Annotated in this window: 4 protein-coding genes; all 4 read right to left on the bottom strand. The window is 75.6% G+C overall.

Features of this window, described 5'->3' with window-relative positions; genetic code table 11:
* Positions 1-78: 78 nt before the first annotated feature.
* The 4 genes from QWJ13_RS13340 to QWJ13_RS13325 are packed head-to-tail and all read right to left on the bottom strand — an operon-like array spanning position 79 to position 22,200.
* Positions 79-2,688 (bottom strand): type I polyketide synthase, encoded by a 2,610-nt coding sequence (locus tag QWJ13_RS13340; RefSeq protein WP_316524145.1) that lies wholly within the window; start codon positions 2,686-2,688, stop codon positions 79-81.
* A gap of 20 nt (positions 2,689-2,708) precedes the next feature.
* A complete protein-coding gene (locus QWJ13_RS13335) occupies positions 2,709-3,842 on the bottom strand; it encodes an adenine nucleotide alpha hydrolase family protein (RefSeq protein WP_316524144.1) in 1,134 nt (377 codons plus the stop codon).
* Positions 3,843-3,898: 56 nt separating this feature from the next.
* Positions 3,899-7,357, bottom strand: coding sequence for an amino acid adenylation domain-containing protein (locus QWJ13_RS13330; RefSeq protein ID WP_316524143.1), 3,459 nt, complete (start codon positions 7,355-7,357; stop codon positions 3,899-3,901).
* Positions 7,354-22,200, bottom strand: coding sequence for an SDR family NAD(P)-dependent oxidoreductase (locus QWJ13_RS13325; protein ID WP_316524142.1), 14,847 nt, complete (start codon positions 22,198-22,200; stop codon positions 7,354-7,356). Before QWJ13_RS13325 ends, QWJ13_RS13330 begins: the two co-directional genes overlap by 4 nt.
* Positions 22,201-22,558 lie beyond the last annotated feature (358 nt).

The following is a 22,558-nucleotide window of genomic DNA, read 5'->3' as shown; positions in this document are numbered from 1 at the left end:
GGCGGGCGCGAGAACTCCGGGGCCCCCGGTGGATCGGCGCGGGCGGGGCCGATCCACCGGGGCGGGCCCGGGGGGGGGTTACGGCCGGTGGCCCGCCGCGCGCTGGGCCCGCCGGGAGGTACGGGCGGCGGCGGCCGGGGCGGCGTCCTGGGCCGGGCCGAACTCCATCAGCTCGGCGAGGTTGTCGACGAAAGCGCGGATGGTCGGGAACTCGACGAAGGAGGTGGCCGGGACGGCGAAGTCCAGCTCCTCGCTCAGCTTGGCGACGACCTCGATCAGCACCAGCGAATCCAGGCCCAGGTCGAACAGGTTGGTGTCCAGAGCGGCGAGGTGACGGCCGCCCAGCACCCTGCCGATCTCCTCGGCCAGGTAGTCGGTGACCAGCTCGACGTTGTGCGCCGGGTCCTCCTGGTCGAAGCGGGCCAGCAGCCGGTCCGCGCCGGCCGGGGCGGCAGCGGTGGCGCCACCCGGCTCCACCCAGTGCCGGCGCCGCTCGAAGCGGTGGGTGGGCAGCGGCACCCGGCGCGGCTCACTGCCCTCGTGCAGCGCCGTGAAGTCCAGCTCGGCCCCGCGCACCCAGGCCTGCCCGGCGAGCGCCAACAGGTGGGCCGGCCCCGCCGCCCCGTCCTCGGCCGGGGCCAGCGGCAGGGCGTGGTGGCCCTCGGCGGCGAGCAGCGCGTCCAGGTCGGCCACCGGCCCCGCGGCACTGCTCCAGCTGTCGGGCAGCCGGCTCTCGTCCTCGGTCATCCAGCGGCCGGTGGCGGGGTTGAGCACCGGCAGGCGCGGCACCTCCAGCCGGGCCGGCGCCTCGCCCCGGCCCAGGGCGAGTGCCTCGCCCAGCGACAGCGCCCCGGTGAGGGCCGCGGCCACGGCCAGGCCGGCGCCGCTCGGCGCCAGGGCGGCCGGGGCCAGGCCCCAGGCGGTCAGCGTGGCGGCCAGCGCGTACTCGTGGACGGTGCCGTGCTCGCGCAGCACCGCCCCGCTCTGGCCGCTGCGGCCCAGTGCCTCGGCGCAGGCGTCGGCGGCGGCGCGGTACGCGGGGACCGTCCGGTACAGCTCGGCGGTGTCCTCCTCCGGCGCGCCGTCCCCGGTCAGCACCAGGACGGCACCGCCGGTCTCCGGGCCGGTCACGCCCTGGTGCAGCCGCTCCTCGTCGCCGACGGCCAGGGCCATCGCGGCGTCCCGGACACTGCGGGCGGTCAGCGCCAGCCGGTGGGCGTGGCGGCGCCGGCCGAGGCCGAGGGTCTGCGCGACCGCGCCGAGGTCCAGGTCCGGGTGCTGCTTGAGGTGGCGGGCCAGCGCGGTGGCGGCCTGCTTGAGGGCGGCCTCGGAGCGGGCGGAGAGCACCAGCAGCTCGCGCTCACGCCCGCGCGGCGCGGCGGTGCGGACGGGCGGTTCCTGGAGCACCACGTGGGCGTTGGTGCCGCCGATGCCGAAGGAGCTGACGCCGGCCCGGCGCGGGCCGTCGCCGGCCGGCCAGGCGGTGGTCCCGGTGTTGACGTAGAACGGGCTGGCGGCGAAGTCGATGTCCGGGTTGGGCCGGGTGAAGTGCAGGCTCGGTACCAGGGTGCCGTGCTCCAGCATCAGCGCGGTCTTCACCAGGCCGGCCAGGCCGGCGGCGGTGTCCAGGTGGCCGATGTTGGTCTTCACCGAGCCGAGCGCGCAGTAGCCGGCGCGCTCGGTGCCCTGGCGGAAGGCCCGGGTGAGCGCGGCGACCTCGATCGGGTCGCCGAGCGGGGTGCCGGTGCCGTGCGCCTCGACGTAGCCGATGGTGTCCGGGTCGACGTCGGCGACCTCCTGCGCGTCGGCGATCACCTCGGCCTGCCCGGCGATGCTCGGCGCGGTGTAACCGGTCTTCAGCGAGCCGTCGTTGTTGACCGCCGAGCCCTTGACCACGGCGTGGATCCAGTCGCCGTCGGCCAGCGCCGCCTTGAGCCGCTTGAGCACCACCACGCCGGCGCCGCTGCCGATGACGGTGCCCTGGGCCTCGGCGTCGAAGGCGCGGCAGTGCCCGTCGGGCGAGAAGATCATGCCCTCTTGGTACTGGTAGCCCTGCCCCGGGTGGCCCAGGTGCACGGCGCCGACGAGCGCCAGGTCGCACTCGCCGCTCAGCAGCGCCAGGCAGGCGGTGTGCACCGCGACCAGCGAGGTGGAGCAAGCGGTGTTGATGTTGATGCTGGGGCCGCGCAGGTTGAGCTTGTACGAGGCGCGGGTGGCCAGGAAGTCCTTGTCGTTGGCCAGCATCAGCCGGTAGTGGTCGACCGAGGAGGCCGCCCGGTAGCGCTCGCCCAGGTTGTGCAGCAGGTAGGTGTTCATGCCGGCGCCCGCGTAGACGCCGATGTGGCCCTCGTGGCGGTCCGGGTCGTAGCCGGCGCGCTCCAGGGCCTCCAGGGCGCACTCCAGGAAGATCCGGTGCTGCGGGTCGAGGATCTCGGCCTCGTCGTGGGTGAACTGGAACAGCTCGGAGTCGAACAGGTCGACGTCCGGGATGGTCTGGCCGGCCTTCACGTAGCGCGGGTCGGCCAGCCGCTCGGCGGGCACCCCTGCCGCCAGGAGTTCCTCGTCGGTGTAGCGGGTCAGGGTCTCGCGACCCTCACGCAGCACCTCCCAGAACTTGTCGACCGAGTCGGCACCCGGGAAGCGGCAGCTGATGCCGATGATCGCGACGTCGGAGTCGGAAATGGTCACGATGGTCTCCCTGTTGTGGTTCAGCTGAGCCGGATGCCGAGGTCGGCGGCGACCGAGCGCATGTCGAGGAAGCTCTGGGCGACGAAGCGGGCGGCGTCCTCGGTGGCGTCCATCCGCTGGAACAGGTCCACGAGCGCGGCCTCGTGGTCGGCGCGCTCGCCCTCGCCCGCGGCGATCGCCATCACCACTTCTCCGAGCCGCTGCTCGACGCCGGCGAGGTCCAGCGAGCGCGGGAACTTGATGCTGAAGGTGTTGCGGTCGTAGTCGGCGTTGCGCTGGACCGACCGCACGTGGCTGGCCGCGTTGAGCTTGTAGAACATGCAGTCCCAGTTCTTGAACGAGTAGTAGTTCAAGAGCGGGAAGAGCGTGCAGTGGGTCTCCAGCGGCGAGGACTGGTAGAGCCCCTTCGCGCGCAGCTCCTCGACGATCCGGTCCGGGTCGTACTCGTGCCGCATCGCGATGAACGGAAAGACGATCTTCGGCAGGTTCTCGTCCTCGTCGAAGAGCAGCTCCTCCAGCTGCCCCCCGAAGAGGGTGTCGGTCAGCCGCTCACCGAAGGTCTTGTAGAAGTCCTTGACCACCTCGCGGACGTTGGACTCCATGGTGAGGATCTGCTGGGGGTCGGCGCACAGCGCGATGTACGGGATCTTCTGGCGGTACGCCATCAGGATCGCCCGCAGCACGAAGAAGGTCCGGCAGGAGACGCAGGGCAGCTTCTCGTCCAGGTACTTGCCGGGCTTCTTGGGCGCGGGGCGGTTGAACACCTCGCGCATCATCAGCTTGATGTTGTCGTCGTCGGAGTCCAGCACGAAGGTGGCCGGGATCTTCTCGCGCGCGAGGGCGATGTTCTGCGCCGCGTGGACGCTCTCGAACGGCACGTCGAAGGTGAAGGCGAGCACCCGCTTGCCGTACTCGTTGACGAACTTGTCCAGCATGTAGGTGCTGTCCTTGCCGCCGCTGTACATGAACAGGCAGTCGAACTCGCCGGAGGCCGGCGGGGCCTGCTGGAACTCGGTGAACACCTCGTTGGTGTAGCGGTAGTTGGTCAGCAGGTCCTCGGCGAAGTCCAGGTTGCAGAGATTGCACACCTGCTGGTCGTCGAGGACCACGCCGGGGTGGTCGGCCTTGAGCGAGCAGACCTTGCAACTGGACACGGTTCCCCCTGTAGTACCCGTCTGGGATCGATTTCCGGTGTGGGCGGCGGTGGCGCTCATCCGCGCCCCCTGCGGCCGCGCCGTTGCGCCAGGGCGGCGACGTCCCGGCCGCGCCGCGGTGCGGCGGGTGGGGCGGTGGCGGGCCCGGCGTCCTCGGTGAGGTGCGCCGCCATGGCCCGGACGGTCGGGTGGCCGAACATGTCCAGGCGGGTGACCGGGCGGCCGAGCCGCTCGCGCAGCGCGGCGGCCACCGAGGTGAGCCGCAGCGAGTCGCCGCCCAGGTCGAAGAAGTTGTCCTCGGCGCCCACCTGCTCCAGGCCGAGCGCGGCGCACCAGACCTCGGCGATCCGGCGCTCCAGATCGGTGCGGACGGCGGCCGCGCCGCCGGCGATCCGGTCCGTCCCCGGCTTCGGCAGCGCCTTGCGGTCGATCTTGCCGTTCGGGGTGAGCGGCAGCGCGGGCAGCACCACCACGGCCGAGGGGACCATGTACCCGGGCAGGCCCTCGTGCAGCGCGGCGCGCAGCTCGGCCGGGCCGGCCGGCTCCGGGGTGCCGGTCACGTAGGCGACCATCCGGCGCTCGCCGGGCCGGTCCTCGCGCACCAGCGCCACCGCGGCGTTCACCCCGGGCAGCCGGCGCAGCGCCGACTCGACCTCTCCCAGCTCGATCCGGTAGCCGTTGAGCTTGATCTGACCGTCGATCCGCTCCAGGTACTCCAGGCGCCCGTCCGGCAGGTGGCGCACCAGGTCGCCGGTGCGGTACGCGCGGCCGTGCCCGGCGGGGGCGGTGACGAAGCGCTCGGCGGTCAGCTCGGGGCGGCCGAGGTAGCCGTCGGCGACACCGTCACCGGACAGGTACAGCTCACCGGGGATGCCAGGGGGGACGGGCTCGCCGCGCTCGTCGAGGACGTGGCAGCCGGTGTTGCCGATCGGGCGGCCGATGGTGACCGGATCGCCGGGGCGGATCCGGTCCACGGTGGACCAGATGGTGGTCTCGGTCGGGCCGTACATGTTGTACAACGCGCCGACCCGGCCCGCGAGTTGCCCGGCCAGCCCGGCGGGCAGCGGCTCGCCGCCGCACAGTGCGCGCAGCGCCGGGTCGCCCGGCCAGCCGGCGGCGATCAGCATCTGCCAGGTGGTGGGCGTGGCCTGCAGCACGGTCGGCGCGGCCTGCTCGACCCGCTCGCGCAGGGCGAAGCCGTCGGCGGCCACCGCCGCGGGCAGCACCTCCGCGGTGCCGCCGCGCACCAGCGGGAGGTAGAGCTCCAGCCCGGCGATGTCGAAGCAGACGGTGGTGAGGGCGAGCAGCGAGTCCCGGGAGTCGAAGCCGGGTCGGCGGGCCATCGTCCACAGGAAGTTGACCAGCGCACGGTGGCCGACCTGGACGCCCTTGGGGACACCGGTGGAGCCGGAGGTGTAGATGACGTAGGCGGGCGCGTCCGGCGCCGAGCGGTCGACCGGTGCGGCGGCGGGCGCCCCGGGCTCGGCCGGGACGACCGGGACGGCGGTGACCGGGAACTCCGCGAGGGTGGCGCGCAGGCTCTCGTCGGTGAGCACCAGGCGGGCACCCGAGTCGGCCAGCATGTGGCCGATCCGGTTGGGCGGGTAGATCGGGTCGATCGGGACGTAGGCGGCGCCGCTCTTCATGACGGCCAGCAGGGCGGTCACCAGTTCGACGGACCGCTCCAGGTAGACGCCCACCAGGGTACCGGGGCCGGCCCCCAGCTCGATCATCCGGTGGGCCAACCGGTCTGCGGCCTGGTCGAGTTCGGCGTAGCTCAGCTCGCGGTCCAGGTGCCGGACCGCGGGGTTGTCGGGGGCGGCGCAGGCGAGGTCGGCGAACAGCCGGCTGACCGTGCGATCGCGCGGGTACTCCTCGGCGGTGTCGTTCCAGCGGCCGTCCAGCAGCTCCCGCTCCCCGGCGGCGAGCAGCGGCAGGGCGGCGAGCCGTTGTGCGGGGTCGGCCGCCGCACCGTCGAGCAGCAGCGCGAAGTGCTCTGCCAGCCAGGCGCACTGACGGTCCGTCAATCCCTGGAAGGTGACGGCGCCCCGCTCGTCGATGCCGACGGTCAGCGGCCGGCCGGTCCGTTCCTCGGGCGCGGCGCCGGGCAGCCGGACGGCCACCGGCAGGGCGGCGCGGGCGACGGCCGGCAGCGCGGGGTGGCGCAGCGGCAGGTCGCGCCGGTACGGCGAGCGGGCGCGCAGGGTCTCCAGCTCGCTGCCGAGCAGCTCGGCCAGGCCGGTCAGGGTGTGCTCCAGCAGGTCCGCCGGGGCGCGCAGCGGCACCTCGGAGGCCAGCAGTCCGGGCACCGGCGAGCGGGCGGCGAGCAGCGCGACGTCCCGCTCGCCGTCCCGGGTGAGGCGGGCCAGGAAGGCCAGCACGGCGGCCAGGGCGGCGTACTCCGGCGCGCGGCCGCCACCGGCCAGCGCGGCGGGCAGCGGCACCGGGCCGGCCGGACGGGTCGGTTCGGCCAGGCGCCCGAAGCGTGGCGGCAGGACGGGCTCCAGCGCCTCCAGGGCGCGCAGCCAGCGCCCCTCCTGCCGGTGGGCGGCCCGGCCGGCGGCGACGAGTTCGGCGACCTGGTCCTCGGTGGGCGCGGGGAAGCGCCCGTCGTGGGCGCGGGCCAGGGCGTCGGCGAGGGCGGGCAGGTCGACCCGCTCCCCCGCCGGGTCGGCCAGCCGGGTCAGCCGCAGGTCGCGGTCGGCGGTGGCGACGGTGAGCGCCTCCGGGGTGGCGTCGATCACCGTGCCGGGCTCGGCGGTGGAGAGCCGGTCGGTCGGCTCCACGCCCTGGACGGCCAGCAGGCGCCCGCCGAGCGGCAGCAGCGGGAGGCCGAAGTCGTTGCGCCGCCGGCCGAAGGCGGTGGCCCGCACCAGCGCGTCGAGTTCGGCGGCCGGGCGGCGCAGGTCGAACACGCCGCCGCGCGGCGGGCCGTCGAAGCGGCCGTGGTAGCTGCGCAGCGAGAGGTCCTGCGGGGTGCGCACGGCGGTGCCGAGGGCCAGTTCGTCGACCAGTTCGGCGAAGGACTCGATGCCGGCGTCGAAGCAGGCCACGTCCAGGTCGTGCACGGTGGCCGCCTGGTCGACCGGCACCTCGCGCTGCTTGAGCACGTCACCGGTGTCGGCCTCGCTGGTCATCACGTGCCAGGTGACGCCGTGCTGCTTGTCGCCGTCCAGGATCGCCCAGCTGGTGGCGAACAGGCCGGCGTGCCGGGGCAGCGGCCCGTCGTGGAAGTTGACCGGCAGCCGGGCGGGCAGGGCGAGCACGCTGTCGGGCAGCATCCGCAGGTTGGCGATGCTGAACAGGTAGTCGAAGCGCAGCGGGGCCAGCCGCTCGGCGAGGTCGGGGCCGAACGGGACGGCGTTCAGCCCCTCGCCCCGCGCCCAGGCGGTCAGCTCGGCGGAGGGGGACACCACGGCGGCCACCGTGTGCCCGCGCGCCAGCAGCACGCGGGTGCACTCCACCAGCAGAGCCTCCTCGCCCACCACCACGCAGCTGAACGGCTCGGCGGTCATCGTGTGCCTCCTTCGGACTCTCCGCGCTGGGAGAGCAGTTCGGCCAGCAGTTCCTCGACGGCGGCGTCGGACAGTCCGGCGACCAGGCGCTCGGTCTCGCCGAGCGGGGCAGCTGCGGCGCCGGGTTCGGCCGCCGGGGCGGGCGGAGCGGCCGGCGCCGGCTCGACCGTCCGCGCCGCGACGGCCCGCGGCGGCGCCGGGGTGGCCGGGGCGGGTGCTCCGGGCCGGGTGGCGCGGAAGTGCTGGGCCAGCCGGCGCATGGTGATCCGCTCGAACAGCAGGGTCGCGGGCTGCGGTCCGTACACGGCCTCCAGGCCCCGGGTCAGTTCCAGCACCACCAGCGAGTCCACGCCGTAGTTCTCGAAGGTGAGGTCGGGGTCCAGCTGCTCGGGGGCCATCTCCAGCACCCGGGCGAAGACGGCGGTCACCTGCTCCAGGGCGTCGTCCTCCGCCGCCGGCGCCGGGGCCTCCACCACCGGGGCCGGGGCGCTCGCCGGGGTCGCGGCGCGGGCGTCGACCGGCGCCGCGGGGGCGGCCGGCCGGGCCGGGGCGTGCGGGCGCGGCGCCGGCAGCAGGCCGTCGCTGACCGCCGCGATCACGCTCTGGTGCGCCGGTCCGGCCTCCGTGGTGGGCGAGCCCACGCTGATGCCGCCGAAGCCGCAGGCCGCCAGCACGTCGCGCCACTGCCGCTCGCTCGCCAGCGGCGAGCCGGGCATCCGCTGCTCGGCGTCCTCGAACAGCCACCAGCCGGCGGTCAGGCCGAAGATCAGCGCCAGCTGGTGCCGGGGCCGGGTGCCCTCGACGGCCAGCAGCACTCCGCCGCGGCGCAGCAGCAGCTTGGCCTGCCCCAGGGTGGCGGCCAGCGACCGGGTGGCGTGCAGGACGTTGGTGCCGAGGACGACGTCGTACCCGCCGAGTGCCGCGCCCTGGCCGGCCAGGTCGGCCTCGATGTCCAGGACCTCGAAGCGGACGAAGGGGTGGTCAGCGCCGAACCGGGTGCGCCCCTTGCGGACGAAGGCCGGAGAGAGGTCGGTGAACACGTACTCCACCGAGTCCGCGTACGGCGCCAGCGCCGCGAGCACCGTCGCACTGGTGCCGCCCGTGCCGGAGCCGACCTCCAGGATCCGCACCCGGCCACCGGGCTCGGCGGCCAGCCGGGCCTCGACCTGCTCGACCACCAGGCGGGCCACCTCGGCGTTGCAGCGGTCGGTGACCGGATCGCCCCGGTAGACGGAGGCCACCCGTTCGGAGGAGCCGTCCGGGAACAGCACCTCCATCGCGCCGCGCCGGCCGGTGAGCACCTCGGGCAGCGCCGCCAGGCAGTCCCGCAGCAGTGTGGCCACCGGCTCCACCCTGGGCTGACGCCGCGTCAGTTCGGCTACGTCACGGTCGAGTCGGTCCTGCGTCGCGATCGTCGCGCCGGCCGACCGCACCCAGTCGCCCTCGGCCTTGAGCAGGCCGGCGGCGGCCAGGACGTCCAGTTGCACCTGGAACAGCGCGGAGTGCTCGGCCACCACGCCCAGGCGGGCGGCCAGGTCGGCGCGGCCGTGGCGGCGCTCCGGCTGCTCGAACACCCCGAGCCGGTGCAGGGCCGCCGCCAGCAGCCGCACCGCGAGCTCCTCGACCTCGGCCACCGCGAGCTGGTGCGCGGCCAGGTCGCTGTCGTCGCCGCCCTCCTGCCGGGCACGGACCACCGGCAGCGCGGTCGGGTCGGCGCCGGGCAGCACCGCCAGGGTGCGGTCCGCGACGACGCCCAGGTTGGCCAGGATGCGCTGATCGGCGTCCAGGGCCAGCAGCTGCGGCAGGCCCCCGGCGAGCATCCGTTCGACCACGGCCATGCCCTGCTCGGCGGACATCGGCCGGATGCCGGCCGCCTCGAAGCGGCGCAGCACCCGCTCGCGCTCGGCGTCGCCGCCCGCGTGCCAGTAGCCCAGGTTGAGCACCCGGACCGGGAAGGGCAGGGTGCGCGCGGCGTGCAGGGCGTAGGCGTCGGCGAAGGTGCAGCCGGCCGCGTAGCCGGCCTGGCCGTGGTTGCCCTCGAAGGCGACCCCGGAGGAGTAGAAGAGCACGAAGTCCAGCGGCTCCCGGCGCACCGCCTCCAGCAGGCTCCAGGTGGCATCGGTCTTGGACTCCAGCGCGGCGCGCAGCCGCTCCTCCGGCAGCTCCCGGACGACCTGGTTGACCAGCACCATCGCGGCGTTGACCACGCCGTGCAGGGCGCCGAACTCCCGCTTGGCAAGGGCGATCGCGTCGCCGAGGGCAGCCGGGTCGGTGGCGTCCAGCGCGAGGTAGCGGACCTCGGCGCCGAGCGCGGTCAGCTCGGCCAGGGTGGCGCGGCGCGGCTCGTCCAGCGGGGAACGGCCGACCACCACCAGCTTGGCGCCGTGGCGCTCGGCCAGGTGGCGGCAGGTGTCGCGGCCGACGGCACCCAGGCCGCCGATCACCAGGTACACCCCGCCCCGGCGGAACCGGGTGTCGGCGAGCGGCAGTTCGACCTGCTCCAGGTTCCGCTCCCGGCGGACCCCGGCGCGCAGCGAGACCGGCACCGGGCGGGCCGGGAAGGGCTCCGCCGCCACCGCGGCGACCGCCTCGGCGGCCTCGGCGGAACGCACGTCGACCAGCGAGACCCGCAGCGTCGGGTACTCCTTGCCGACCACGGTCGCCAACCCGGCCAGCGCGGCCGGCCAGGGGCCCGAGTCGTCCCCGGCCTCCAGCGGGTGGACGTCGGTGGTGACCACCTTCAGTCGCAGCTCGCGCTCCAGCAGACCGTGCCGGTCCAGGGCGCGCACCAGGCGGTAGAGCGAGACCACCCCGCGGTCCATCAGAGCCCGCACGGCGGCGCGGTCGGCGGGCTGCCGCTCGGGCCCGGTGCCGACGAAGTAGACCAGGTCCGGTCCGCCGTCCTCGGTGAGGGCGCGGTCCAGTTCGGCGTCGGTCAGCCCACCCGGGCCGATCGGCAGCCGCCGGAGCTGGGCGTCCCGGTGGGCCAGCGCGAGGCCGGCGGCCGGCTCGGCGGCCAGCCGCTCGCCGACCAGCAGGACCTTCCGGGCCGGGCCGGCGGTGCCCTCGGCGGGGCGGGCCGTCCAGACCGGGCGGTAGCCGGTCACGGTGGCGGGCTTCGCCTCGCGGTACGTCAGGCCGGTGAAGCGCACCCGCACCGCGCCGTCCTCGTCGAGCAGCAGGACGTCGCAGCGGTCGGCGCCGGTCTCCCGGACGTGCGACCAGCCGGTGGCGGGCACCGGGCCGAAGACCTCCACCCGGTCCGCCGCGAACGGCAGCATCGGCCGGGCCAACGGCCCCCGGCGGCGCACCAGCAGCGCGGCGACGGTGTGCAGGGCGGCGTCCAGCACGCCCGGGTGCAGCGGGTGGGCGGCTTCCTCGGTGGCCGCGCCGATCCGGCCGAGCACCTGGTCGGCGCCCGTCCACACCTGCTCCACCCGGCGGAAGAACGGCCCGTACGGCAGGCCCTGGCCCTCCAGCAGCCGGTAGAAGGCGGCCCGGTCGGGCCCGGCCTCCAGGGTCGGGCGCAGCGCGGCGAGGTCCACCGCGGGCGGCGCGGCCGGGGCGGTGTCCAGGCGGCCGCAGGAACGCGGCGCGCCGTCCTCGCCGAGCACCTCGTAGCGGTCCGCGTCGAAGCGGACCGCGACGGTCGCCTCGGCGCCCTCGACGGCCAGCGGCGCGATCCAGCGCACCTCGGTGAGCGCCCGGCCGGTCAGCCCGCCGAGGGCCTCGGCGACCAGGTCCAGGTGCCCGACACCCGGCAGGATCGGGCGGCCGGCGACCACATGGTCGCGCAGGACCGGGGCCTCGGCCGCCAGCGTGCGGTGCCAGGGCCCAGCCGGCACGGCGCCCTGGTCGGCAGCCGGCGCGACGCTCGCGGCGACGGCGGGCACGCCGGCGGGGGCGGTGAGGTCCAGCCAGTGGCGGACCCGCTGGAACGGGTAGGTCGGCAGCGGCACCCGCCGACGCTCCGCGGCCCGGACGCCGTGCACCACGTCCCAATCCAGGGTGATGCCGGAGACCCAGAGCCGGGCCAGCAGATCGTCGTCCCCGGCCAGCACCTGGGCGGTCAGGAAGTCCCGGCCGCCCACGCCCGCGGTGAACAGGTCGGCCAGCGGCGGGTGCTGACGGACGTTGCCGCGGTGCAGCCACTGCCCCGGCTCGCCCCGGCCGACGGCGGTGAGCCGCGCGGCCGCCTCGGCGAGGTCGGCGGCGACGAAGGCCAGCCGCTCGGCCATCGGCTCCCGGCCGACCCGCAGGGTGTAGGCGACGTCGGCGAGCCCGGGAGCCCCGGGGGCGGCCAGCGCCGCGCCCAGCTCGGCCGCGTAGGCGCGCAGCCGGTCCTCGTCGCGGGCGGAGAGCAGGATCAGTTCCGGCCCGGAGTGCGGCGCCGGCTCCGGCGCGACGTACTCCTCCACGATCACGTGCGCGTTGGTCCCGCCGGCGCCGAAGGAGCTGACGGCGGCCCGGCGCGGCAGCGGGCGGCCGTCGGCGTCGTACGGCTGCGGCCAGGGCGCGGTCTCGCGCTGGACGGTGAACGGCGAGCCGGTGAAGTCGATGTTCGGGTTGGGCTCCTCGGCGTGCAGGGTGGGCAGCAGGGTGCCGTGCCGCAGCTGGAGCACCGCCTTGGTGAGGCCGGCGATCCCGGCCGCGCCCTCCAGGTGGCCGATGGCCGACTTGACCGAGCCCAGCGCGCAGAAGCCGGTGTCCGCCGTGTGCTTGGCGAAGGCCTGGGCAAGCGCGGTGTGCTCGATCGGGTCGCCCAGCGACGTGCCGGTGCCGTGCGCCTCGACGCAGCCGATCGTGCGGGCGTCCACCCCGGCGGCGGCCAGCGCCTGCTCCACCAGGGCCTGCTGGGCGTGTGGGTTGGGCACGGTGTAGCCGCTGGTCCGGCCGCCGTGGTTGACGGCGGTCGCGCGGATCACCGCGTGCACGGTGTCGCCGTCCCGGACGGCCTCGGAGAGCCGCTTGAGCAGCACCGCGCCGACTCCCTCGCCGGGCACGTAGCCGCTGCCGCCCGCCCCGAAGGCCCGGCAGCGGCCGTCGGCGGAGAGCATGGTCTTGCGGCTGAGGTGGACGTACTTGTCCGGGTGCGCGGCGACGTTGACGCCACCCGCGACCGCGTAGGAGCACTCGCCCCGGCGGATGCTCTCACAGGCCTGGTGCAGCGCCACCAGGGACGCCGAACAGGCGGTGTCCACCACCACGCTGGGGCCGCGGAAGTCCCCGAAGTAGGAGACCTGGTTGGCGATCGAGGAACGGTTGGCGAGCACCACCTGGTGGTTGCCGCGCGCGGACTCGGTGGCCGCCAGGACGGCGTAGTCGTCCCACATGACACCGACGAACACGCCCACGTCGTGGCCCTGACCGCCGAAGCGCGGCGCGGGGATGCGCGAGGGCGGGTAGCCGGCGTTCTCCAGCGCCGACCAGGCCGTCTCCAGGAACAGCCGCTCCTGCGGGTCCATGGTGCGGGCCTGCATCGGCGAGATCTGGAAGAACAGCGAGTCGAAGGAGTCCACGTCGGACAGGAAGCCGCCCCAGCGGCTGTAGCTGCGGCCGGGCGCGCTCGGGTCGGCGTCGAACAGCGCCTCGGCGTCCCAGCGGTCGGCGGGCACCTCGGTCACGCAGTCCCGGCCCTCGGCCAGGTTGCGCCAGAACTCCTCCAGGTTCCGGGCCTGCGGGTAGCGGCCGCTGATGCCGATGACGGCGATCGGCTCGTCCTCGGCCGGCTCCCGGCGGACCGGCGCCCGGACGGCGACGGGCCGGGCCTGCGGCGCGACGGGCCGCGCGGGGGCGGCCGGTGCCGGTACGGGCTGCGCGGGGGCGGCCGGTGCCGCCTCGGGGAAGAGCCGCGCGACCGCGTCCGGGTGCTCGGCGAGGATGTGGGCGGCCAGCTCGTCCACCGTGCGGCACTCGAAGAACACCGTGCCGCGCAGCCCCGGGAAGTCCTTGCCCAGCAGCCCGTTGGACTCCATCACCAGCACCGAGTCCAGCCCGTAGTCGTCCAACGCGACCCGGCTGTCCAGCCGTCCCGCGGGCAGCTTGAGCACCCCGGACAGCACGCCGCTCAGGTGCTCGACCAGCCGGACGCGCCGGGTGTCCACCGCCCGGCCCGACGGATCGGCCGGCTGCCCGGCCGCCGGGGCGGGCCCGGTACCAGTGGGCCCGGTACCAGCGGGCTCGGTCCCAGTGGGCTCGGCCTCCAGCAGGGCCGCGTCGAGGACGGCCGGCTCGCCGTAGGCCGGGAGCAGCCAGGGCGCACCGAGGGCCAGCGCGCGCTCGAAGGCGGCCATGCCCTGCTCGGCCGTGAGGGGGCGCATCCCGGTGCGGCGGACGTAGGCGGCCAGCTCCTGCTCGCTGACCAGGCCGTCCACTCCGCCGACCGCCCAGAGCGGCCAGCCCAGCGAGAGGCTGCGGCCCCGGCGGGAACCCCGGCGCACCTGGGCCTCGCGCCACAGGGTGAACAGGTCGGCGAAGCGGTTCGCCGTCGCATAGGCGGCCGCACCGAAGTCGCCGACCAGCGAGGAGACCGAGGAGAAGACCACGAACAGGTCGAGGTCGTCGTCACGGGTCAGCCGGTCCAGGTGCGCCAGCCCCCGGGTCTTGGCGGACAGCACCCGGGCGAAGCGGTCGCGGTCGCCGTCGGTGGCGTGGCCCTCCTCGACGACCCCGGCCAGGTGGAACACCCCGTGCAGCGCGCCGAAGTGCTCCCGAGCCGTGCCGAGCGCGGCCTCCGACTGCCCCGCGTCGGCCACGTCGGCCCGTACGGCGAGCACCTGCGCCCCGAGGGCGGTGAGCCGCTCGTGCCAGGCCCGCTGCCCGGCGTCCGGCTCGGAGCGGCCGACCAGCACCAGGCGGGCCCGGTGAGTCCGGGCCAGATACTCGGCGAGCACTCGCCCGATGGCGCCGCTGCCGCCGGTGAGCAGGTAGACCCCGCCCTCACGCAGGGTCGCGGCGCCCGCCTGCGCGGTGCCCCCGGCCGGGCGCAGCACCCGCACCTCGCGACGGCCGTCGGCGGTGCGGCGCACCTCCAGTCCGGCGGCGCGCGGCGCGGCGACCAGCTCCGCGGCCGCGGCGGCGGCCAGGGCGGCGGCCGGGGTTCCGGCCGGCAGGCCCAGGGTGAGCAGTTCCAGGCGCGGGGCGACGGCGACGGTGGAGCGCCCGAAGGCGGCCGGGGCGGCGAGTTCGGGGCGGTCGGCGCCGTCGTCCTGCGGGTGGAGCAGCAGGCCGCGGATTCGACCGGGGAGTTCCTCGGCGGCCACCGCCCGAACCAGGTCGAGCAGGGTGAAGCCGAGCCGCTCCAGCGTCCCGGGGTCGGGCTCGGCGGCGGGCGCGCCGAGGCCGGGGGCCAGCAGCACATCGAGGCCGGCCGGGTCGGCGTGCGCGGCCAGGCCCTCGGCGTCCTCGGGGAGGGTCACCACCCGTCGCCAGGTGCCGGTAGCGGTCAGCGCGGCGGCCAGCTCCGGCGTGCCGCCCAGCAGGGCGAGCGTCCCGGCGGCGGTGCCGGGCTCAGGCTCGGCGGCGGCGCGCCAGGCGGGCTCGTAGAGGCGGACCTCGCCCGCGGTCGGTGACGGGCCGTCGAACCCGGCCGGTGACGGGCCGTCGAACCGGGCCGGGACCGCGGGAGCGGTGGCGGCGGCGGCGGAGATCGCGGCGGGCGGGGCGCTCGGCAGCCGGCCGGCGAAGTCCGTCAGCACCGCCAACACCCGCCCCTGCTCGTCGTGGACGGTGAGGTCGAAGCGGCGCACCCCGCCGGCCTCGCCCACCAGCCGGGCGTGCGCCCAGCAGACGCCGGTCAGCGGCCCGTACACCTCCAGCGCGCCGAGGCTGAACGGCACGGCCAGCTCCCCGGGCGTCGGCGCGGTGCCGCGGTCGGCCCAGTGGCAGGCTCGCAGGGCGCCGTCGAGCAGCGCCGGGGGCAGCTCCGCCCCGGCCTCGCCGACCAGCTTCACCAGTGCCTGCCCGGCCCCGCTGCGCACTTCCTCGACGACCTGGAAGGACGGCCCGTAGCCGAAGCCGGCCGCCCGGTAGTCGGCGTAGACGCCGGCCCGCTCCCGCACCACCGGCAGGGCGGCGCGCAGCGCGGCGAGGTCGGCGGTCGGGGGCTGCCCGCCCTCGACCGCGGGTACGGCAAGGCCCCGGGCGTGGGTGGCGCGGCCGTCCGGTCCCTCGCTGTACACCTCGAAGGCGAGCGCGGCGCCCTGCGGGCGCAAGGCCGTGTAGAGGGCGAGTTCGCCCTGCGGCAGCTCGATCGCCCGGCCCCAGACCACCTCGCGCAGGGTGTGCCGCACGCCCGGTTCGGCCAGGCCGGCAGCGGCCCGGACGAAGGCCAGGGTGGCGGCACCGGCCAGCAGCGGGCGGCCCTCGATGACGTGGTCGCGCAGCAGCGGGTCACCAGCCCGCAGGGTCTTGCGGAAGCGGGACTCGCGGACGGTGGACTCGTTGGCGTCCACCAGCGGGTGCGGGGCGGCGGTGCCGAGGTCCGGGTCGAGCGGGATCCAGTAGCGCTCCTCGGCGAAGGGGTAGCGCGGGGCGCGGACCCGGCGCGGCACCGGGCCGGGGCGGGAGGCGTGCCAGGCGGCCCAGTCCACCTCGGCGCCGGCCAGCCAGCGGCGGGCGTGCTCACCCAGCGGACCGCCGTCGGCGATCTCGGGCCGCGCCCCGCCGTCGGCGAACGCCCGTAGCTCGGCGAGGAGTTGGGCCCCCTCGGTGACCAGCACGGCGAACCGGGCGTTCAGCGCCTCGCGGCCGACCTGGCTGGTGTGGCAGAGGTCGGCGAGCGGGACGTGCTCGGTCGCCACGAACCGCGCGGCGCGGTCGGCGTAGGCGCGCAGCCGCTCGTCGTCGCGGGCGGAGAGCAGGAACAGGACGGGTTCCACGGTGCGCTGCTCACCTGCCGGGACGGGGTCGGTCGGGTCGGGGTTCGGGGACTCCTCCAGCACCAGGTGGGCGTTGGCGCCGCCGGCGCCGAAGGAGCTGAGCCCGGCCCGGCGCGGCCGGTCGTCTCCGGGCCAGGGGGCGAGTTCGCGCTGCACCCGGAACGGCGAGCGGTCGAAGTCGATGTTGGGGTTGAGCTCGGCGGAGTGCAGCGAGGGCACCAGCGTGCGGTGGGCGAACTGGAGCAGCACCTTGGTCAGTCCGGCCATGCCGGCGGCCGACTCCAGGTGGCCGACGTTGGACTTGACCGAGCCGATCGGCCAGTGGCCCGGCTGGGCGACGGCCGGGCGGTAGGCGTTGGTGAGGCCGGTCAGTTCGATCGGGTCGCCCAGCGAGGTGCCGGTGCCGTGCGCCTCGATGTAGCCGATGTCCTGCGGCCGGACGCCGGCCCGCGTCATCGCGTCGGTGATCGCCCGCTGCTGGGCGTGCGGGCTGGGCACGGTGTAGCCGTTGGTCCGGGCGCCGTGGTTGACCGCGCTGCCGAGGATCACGCCGTGGATGCGGTCGCCGTCGGCCAGCGCCCGCCGGTAGGGCTTCAGGAGGACGGCGCCGACGCCCTCACCGGGCACGTAGCCGTCGCCGCCGGCCCCGAAGGCGCGGCAGCGGCCGTCGGAGGAGAGGAAGCGGCCCTGGCTGAGGAAGGCGTACTTGTACGGGTGGACGGAGACGTTGACGCCGCCGGCGAGGGCCAGTTCGCTCTCGCCCCGGCGGAGCGACTCGCAGGCCAGGTGGATGGCGGTGAGCGAGGAGGAGCACATGGTGTCCAGCGCCAGGCTCGGCCCGGAGAGGTTGAGCGCGTAGGAGACCCGGTTGGCGATGGTGGCGAAGGAGGAGCCGGTGAGCGGGCGGCCGCCGCGCAGGGCGTCCAGGGCGCCGTGGAACTGGTACTCGCCGTACATCACGCCGACGTAGACGCCGACCGGGCGGCCGGCCAGGTCGGCGCGCCGGTAGCCGGCGTCCTCCAGGACGTGCCAGGCGTTCTGCAGGAAGAGCCGCTCCTGCGGGTCCATCAGTTCGGCCTGACGCGGGGAGATGCCGAAGAACAGCGGGTCGAAGCGGTCGACGTCGCGCAGGAAGCCGCCCCAGCGGGTGTGGGCGCGGCCGGGCGCGGCCGGGTCCGGGTCGTACCAGCGGTCGCGGTCCCAGCGGTCCTCGGGGATCTCGGTGACGCAGTCGCGCCCCTCGACCAGGTTGGTCCAGAACTCCTCGACGTCGTCGGCCATCGGGTACCGGCCGGCCAGGCCGATGATCGCCACCGCCTCGTCCCGTTCCTCCGCCGGGACGTCCTCGGTGCGGGTGGGCCGCCGGAGGGTGCGGACGGCGCGCTCGGCGGCGGGCCGGGTGCGGCCGGCGCCGGCCTGCCGCGGCTGCGGGGCGGCGGGTCCGGGCTCGGCGCCGCGCAGTTCGGCCGCGTGGTGCCCGGCGAAGTACTCGGCCAGTTCGCCGAGGTTGGCGTACTCGAAGAAGAGGGTCTTGGACAGGCCGTCGAAGCGGCGTTCCAGCTCCCGGTTGAGCCGGGTGATCATCAGCGAGTCGATGCCGTAGCGGTCGAACGGCACCTCCTCGGCGAGTTCCTCCGAGGCGAGGCCGGTCTGCTCGGCGATCAGCCCGCGCAGCAGCGCCACGGCCGCGGCGCGCGGGCCGGTGCCGTCGGAGCCGGTGTCCTCAGGGCCGGTGCCGTCAGGGCCGGTGCCGCCGGAGCCCGTGCTCCCGGCGGCCGGGGCGGGAGCGTAGAGCGCGGTGGTGATCCGGGCGAGGTCGCCGTAGCCGGCCACCAGTGGGCCGGGCCGGCCGAGCGCCCGGTCGAGGAGGTCGAGACCGACCGCGGTGGGCATGACGCCGAAGCCGGTACGGTCGGCGACCTCGGCGGCGGCCTCGGCGCTCTGGCTCATCCCGCCCTCGGCCCACATCGGCCAGGCGATCGCGGTCAGGCCGGGGCGGCGCTCGGCGGCCGCCTCCAGGTAGGCGTTGGCGTAGGCGTAGTCGCACTGCCCGGCGCTGCCGAAGTGCGCGGCGACGGAGGAGAAGGCGACGAGGAAGTCCAGCCCGTCCTCGGCGGTGGCGGCCTCCAGGGCGCGCAGTCCGTCGATCTTCGGTGCCAGGACGGCGGCGAAGTCCTCTTCCTTCTTGCCGAGGGCGAAGCCGTCGCGCAGCACCCCGGCCGCGTGCACGACACCGTTGATCGGCCCGAACTCCTCGCGCACGGAGGCGAGTCGGGTGTTCAGCTGCTCGGCGTCGGTGACGTCGGCCACCCGGTAGACAACCCGCTCGTCGAGTTCGGCGGCGGGTCGCCCGCTCCGGCCCAGCACCACCACCCGGGCGTCGGCCCGCTCCAGCAGCCGGCCCGCGACGGCCCGGCCGAGACCGCCCGCGCCACCGGTGACCACGTAGACCCCGCCGTCCCGGACGGCCACCGGCTCGGCGGCCTCGGCGGGTACGGCCACGGGCACCTGACGGCCGGCGGTGGTGTACCGGACCTCGGTGTCCCGGCCGTCCCCGGCCAGTTCCTCGGCGAGCGCCACGGACTCGTCCACGCCCTCGGCGAGGCCCACCACCTGGACGGCGAGCAGCGGGTTCTCCGCCCGGAGAGTACGGGCGAAGGCCGCCAGCGCGGCGCGCTCGGGACGGGCGCCCTCCGCCTCGTGACGGTGGAGCATCAGCACCCGCACCGGCGCGGTCGGCCGGGCCCGCAGCAGCCGCTGGACCAGACGCAGGGCCTGCTCGGCCTCGGGCTCGTCCACGACCAGGGCGGTGGTGGCGTCCACGGCGTCCGGGTCGAGGGCCGAGGCGGTGACCTCCGCGGCGCCGTGGGCGCCGAGGAGGGCGGCCAGTTCGGTGCGGCGGGCCTCCTCGGCGGCGAGGACGGTGACGGCGCCGAGCGCCGCCGCGCCTTCCCGCTCGACGGCGGAGTCCACCCAACGGCGGGTCAGCAGGGCGGCGCCCTCGGTGGAGCCGGTCAGGATCCGGACGGCGAGCTCGTCCAGCCGGGCCAGGACCTGCCCGTCGGAGTCCAGCAGGCTCAGCCCGGCCGTCGCCGAACGCTCGGTGGTGCGGTCGAGGACGACGTGCACCCAGCAGGGCCCGGTGACCGGGGCGTGAACGGTCAGTTCGCCGAGGGCCAGCGGCAGGAAGCCGGTGGCGGCCGGCCCGTAGCGGCGGGCGAGCAGCACCACCAGGGCGTGCAGTGCGCCGTCCAGCAGGGCGGGGTTGAGCAGCGCTCCGTCCAGGGCGGCGCCCTCGGGGAGTTCGAGCATGCCCAGGGCCTCGCCGTCGCCGAGCGCCACCTCGGCCAGGGCGCGCATCCGGGGGCCGTAGTCGAGGCGGCGCGAGCGCAGCTCGGTGTAGCAGTCCTGGTGGGCGAGGGCGTCGGCGCAGCGATCGGTGATCGCGGCCAGGTCGACCGGGGCGGCGGGCTCGGTGGGCCCGGAGTGCAGTTCGCCGAGTGCGTGCACCGTGCCGTCGGTGTCGTCGGCGGTGACCTCGAAGCCGACGGCGTCCTCCTCGCGCCAGAGGTGGACGGTGGTGGTGCGCGGCCCGTCGGCGTAGGAGAGCAGTTGCTCGAAGGCGACGCCGCGCAGCCGCACCGGGTGGCCGGTGGACAGTTCGCCGGCGGCGCGGGCCAGCTCCAGGTAGCCGACGGCGGGCATCACCGGCTCGCCGCCGACCCGGTGGTCGGCGAGGTAGAACTCCTCGCCGGTGCGGCTGCCGCGGTAGGCGAGGGTGTCGAGGGTGGAGACGTTCTCGTCCAGCATCGGGTGCGGGCCGGGCCCGGCGACGGCGGGCCGGGAGGGGGTGCCGGGCCCGGTCATCCAGATCCGGCGGCCCTCGAAGGGGTAGGTCGGCAGCGGCACCCGGCCGCGCTCCTCGGCGGCGAACCAGGCCTCCCAGTCGACCTCGGCCCCGGCCTGCCAGACCCGGGCGACGCCCTGCCACGGCCCGTCGGCGGCGCCCAGCACCAGGCCGCGGGCCTCCTCCTGGGCGGTGCGCAGGGCGATCCGGGGACCACGGGCCTTGACCAGGGGCGGCTCCGGTGCCTCCTCGGCGAGTGCGGCGGCACCGTCGGCCAGGGCGAGCGCCCCGGTGACGCAGGCGGCGGCCAGGGCGGCGACGCCGTCCCCGTGGATGGCGACCGGGCGCAGGCCCCAGTCGAGCCAGAGCCGGCCCAGCGCGTACTGCAGGGCGAAGGTCTTGCCGCGCTCGCCGTGCTCGGCGGCGCCGGCCGCCAGGGCCTCCTGGTGGCGCTCGGCGAAGGCGGGCTCGGCGGCGGACCACCGCTCGGCCAGCGCGCCGGCGTCGGCGATCCCCTCGGCGAAGGCGAAGGACAGCTCGACGGGCCCGGACTGCGCGGGGATGTCGGCGGCGCGCAGGGCGGCGGCGAGTTCGCCGCGCTCGCCGCCGGTGACGGCCAGCCGGTACTCGTGGGCGCGCCGGCCGACGGCCAGGGTGTAGGCGATGTCGGCGAGCGGGGCGGGGTCGTCCCCGTCGAGGTGGTCGGCGAGCCGGTCCGCGGCGGCGCGCAGCGCGGTCGCGGTGCGCGCGGAGACCACCAGCACCTGTTCCGGGCGGGACGGCCCGGTGACCGGGGCGGGCGGGGCCTCCTCCAGCACGGCGTGGGCGTTGGTGCCACCGATGCCGAAGGAGCTGACCCCGGCGCGCAGCGGCCCCTCGGCAGTCCAGGGCGCGGTGGCGGCGCTGACCCGGAACGGCCCGGCGGCGAAGTCGATGGCGGGGTTGTCGGTGCGGTGGTTGAGGGTGGGCACCAGGGTGCGGTGCTTCATCATCAGCGCGGTCTTGATCACCCCGGCCACGCCGGCGGCGGCGTCGAGGTGGCCGATGTTGGACTTCACCGAGCCGATCGCGCAGAAGCCGGTGTCCCGGGTCCCCGCCCGGAAGGCCTTGGTGAGGGCGGAGACCTCGACCGGGTCGCCGAGCCGGGTGGCGGTGCCGTGGGCCTCGACGTAGCCGATCGTGCGCGGGTCGACGCCGGAGACGGCGTGCGCCTCCAGGACCACCGCGGTCTGCCCGGCCGCGCTGGGCGCGGCGAAACTGACCTTGCCCGAGCCGTCGTTGTTGGTCGCCGTGCCCTTGATGACCGCGTGGATGGTGTCGCGGTCGGCGATGGCGTCGCGCAGCAGCTTGAGGACGACCACGCCGACGCCGTTGCCGAGCACGGTGCCGCTGGCCTCGGCGTCGAAGGTGCGAACGTGCCCGTCCTTGGACAGGATCGCGCCCTCCTCGTAGAGGTAGCCCTTCTCCTGCGGCAGCTTGACGGTCACGCCGCCGGCCAGGGCGAGGTCGCACTCGCCGTTGATGAGGCCCTGGCAGGCCAGGTGGATGGCCACCAGCGAGGTGGAGCAGGCGGTCTGGACGCTGTAGCTGGGGCCCCTGAGGTCGAGCTTGTAGGACAGCCGGGTCGCCAGGAAGTCCTTGTCGTTGCCGACCATCACCGAGAAGTGCCGGGACGTGGTGGTCTGGTCGACGTTGGGCAGCACCTGCTGCTGGAGGTAGGTGTTGATGGCAGCGCCGGCGTACACGCTGATCAGGCCGTCGTAGCGGCGCGGGTCGTACCCGGCGTCCTCCAGGGCGGCATGACCGGCTGTCAGCAGGATGCGGTGCTGAGGGTCGATGAACTCGGCCTCGGAAGGCGTCAGTTCGAAGTACCCGGTGTCGAAGAGGTCGACGTCGGGGATCACTCCGTGCGCGGGGACGTAGTCGGGGTCGTCCGACAGGGCGGCGGGCACTCCGGCCCGGTCCAGTTCCTCGCGGGTGAACCTGGTGATGCCCTCCCGGCCTTCGCTGAGCAGGCGCCAGAAGGACTCCACGTCGTCGGCGCCAGGGAAGCGCCCCGCCATACCGACGATCGCGACATCCGTCTCGGCCGCCATCGGCCCCTCGGGGGTAGTCACCGGCCCGACCCTCCCTCTCACGTGCGCCCGGCCGGAGGGCCGGGCTGGATCAGTGCACACCGGGAACCCGCCGCCCCGGGGCCGGCTCCGTTGTCGGGCGGGCGGTTTGCCGGGGCAGGTCCGGAGAACCGGCCTTCCAACAGTTTGATCGCATGCGGATGGACTGGATCCACCCTCGCGCGGGCATACCTGAATTCCACCGGATCAATGAATGTCGGTGATTTCTGCACGACATCGGATTCCGGTGGAATCAAGCCACCCTTTCCCCCGGGGCGATCCGAAGTGCGCCTTCTGCGCTGGCAGTTTGACATGGGCGGATCATTAATGAATCCCCCTGGTCGGCTGCCCTTCGGGAGCC

Origin of the sequence: Kitasatospora brasiliensis (assembly GCF_032654805.1) — a bacterium.
Lineage (GTDB): Bacteria > Actinomycetota > Actinomycetes > Streptomycetales > Streptomycetaceae > Kitasatospora > Kitasatospora brasiliensis.
The sequence above is the reverse complement of the archived record's forward strand: the minus strand, read 5'-3'. Positions and strand labels throughout refer to the sequence as shown.

Excerpts from the sequence above, each read along its gene's own strand:
- QWJ13_RS13330 (WP_316524143.1), bottom strand. The coding sequence starts at position 7,357 with ATGACCGCCGAGCCGTTCAGCTGCGTGGTGGTGGGCGAGGAGGCTCTG.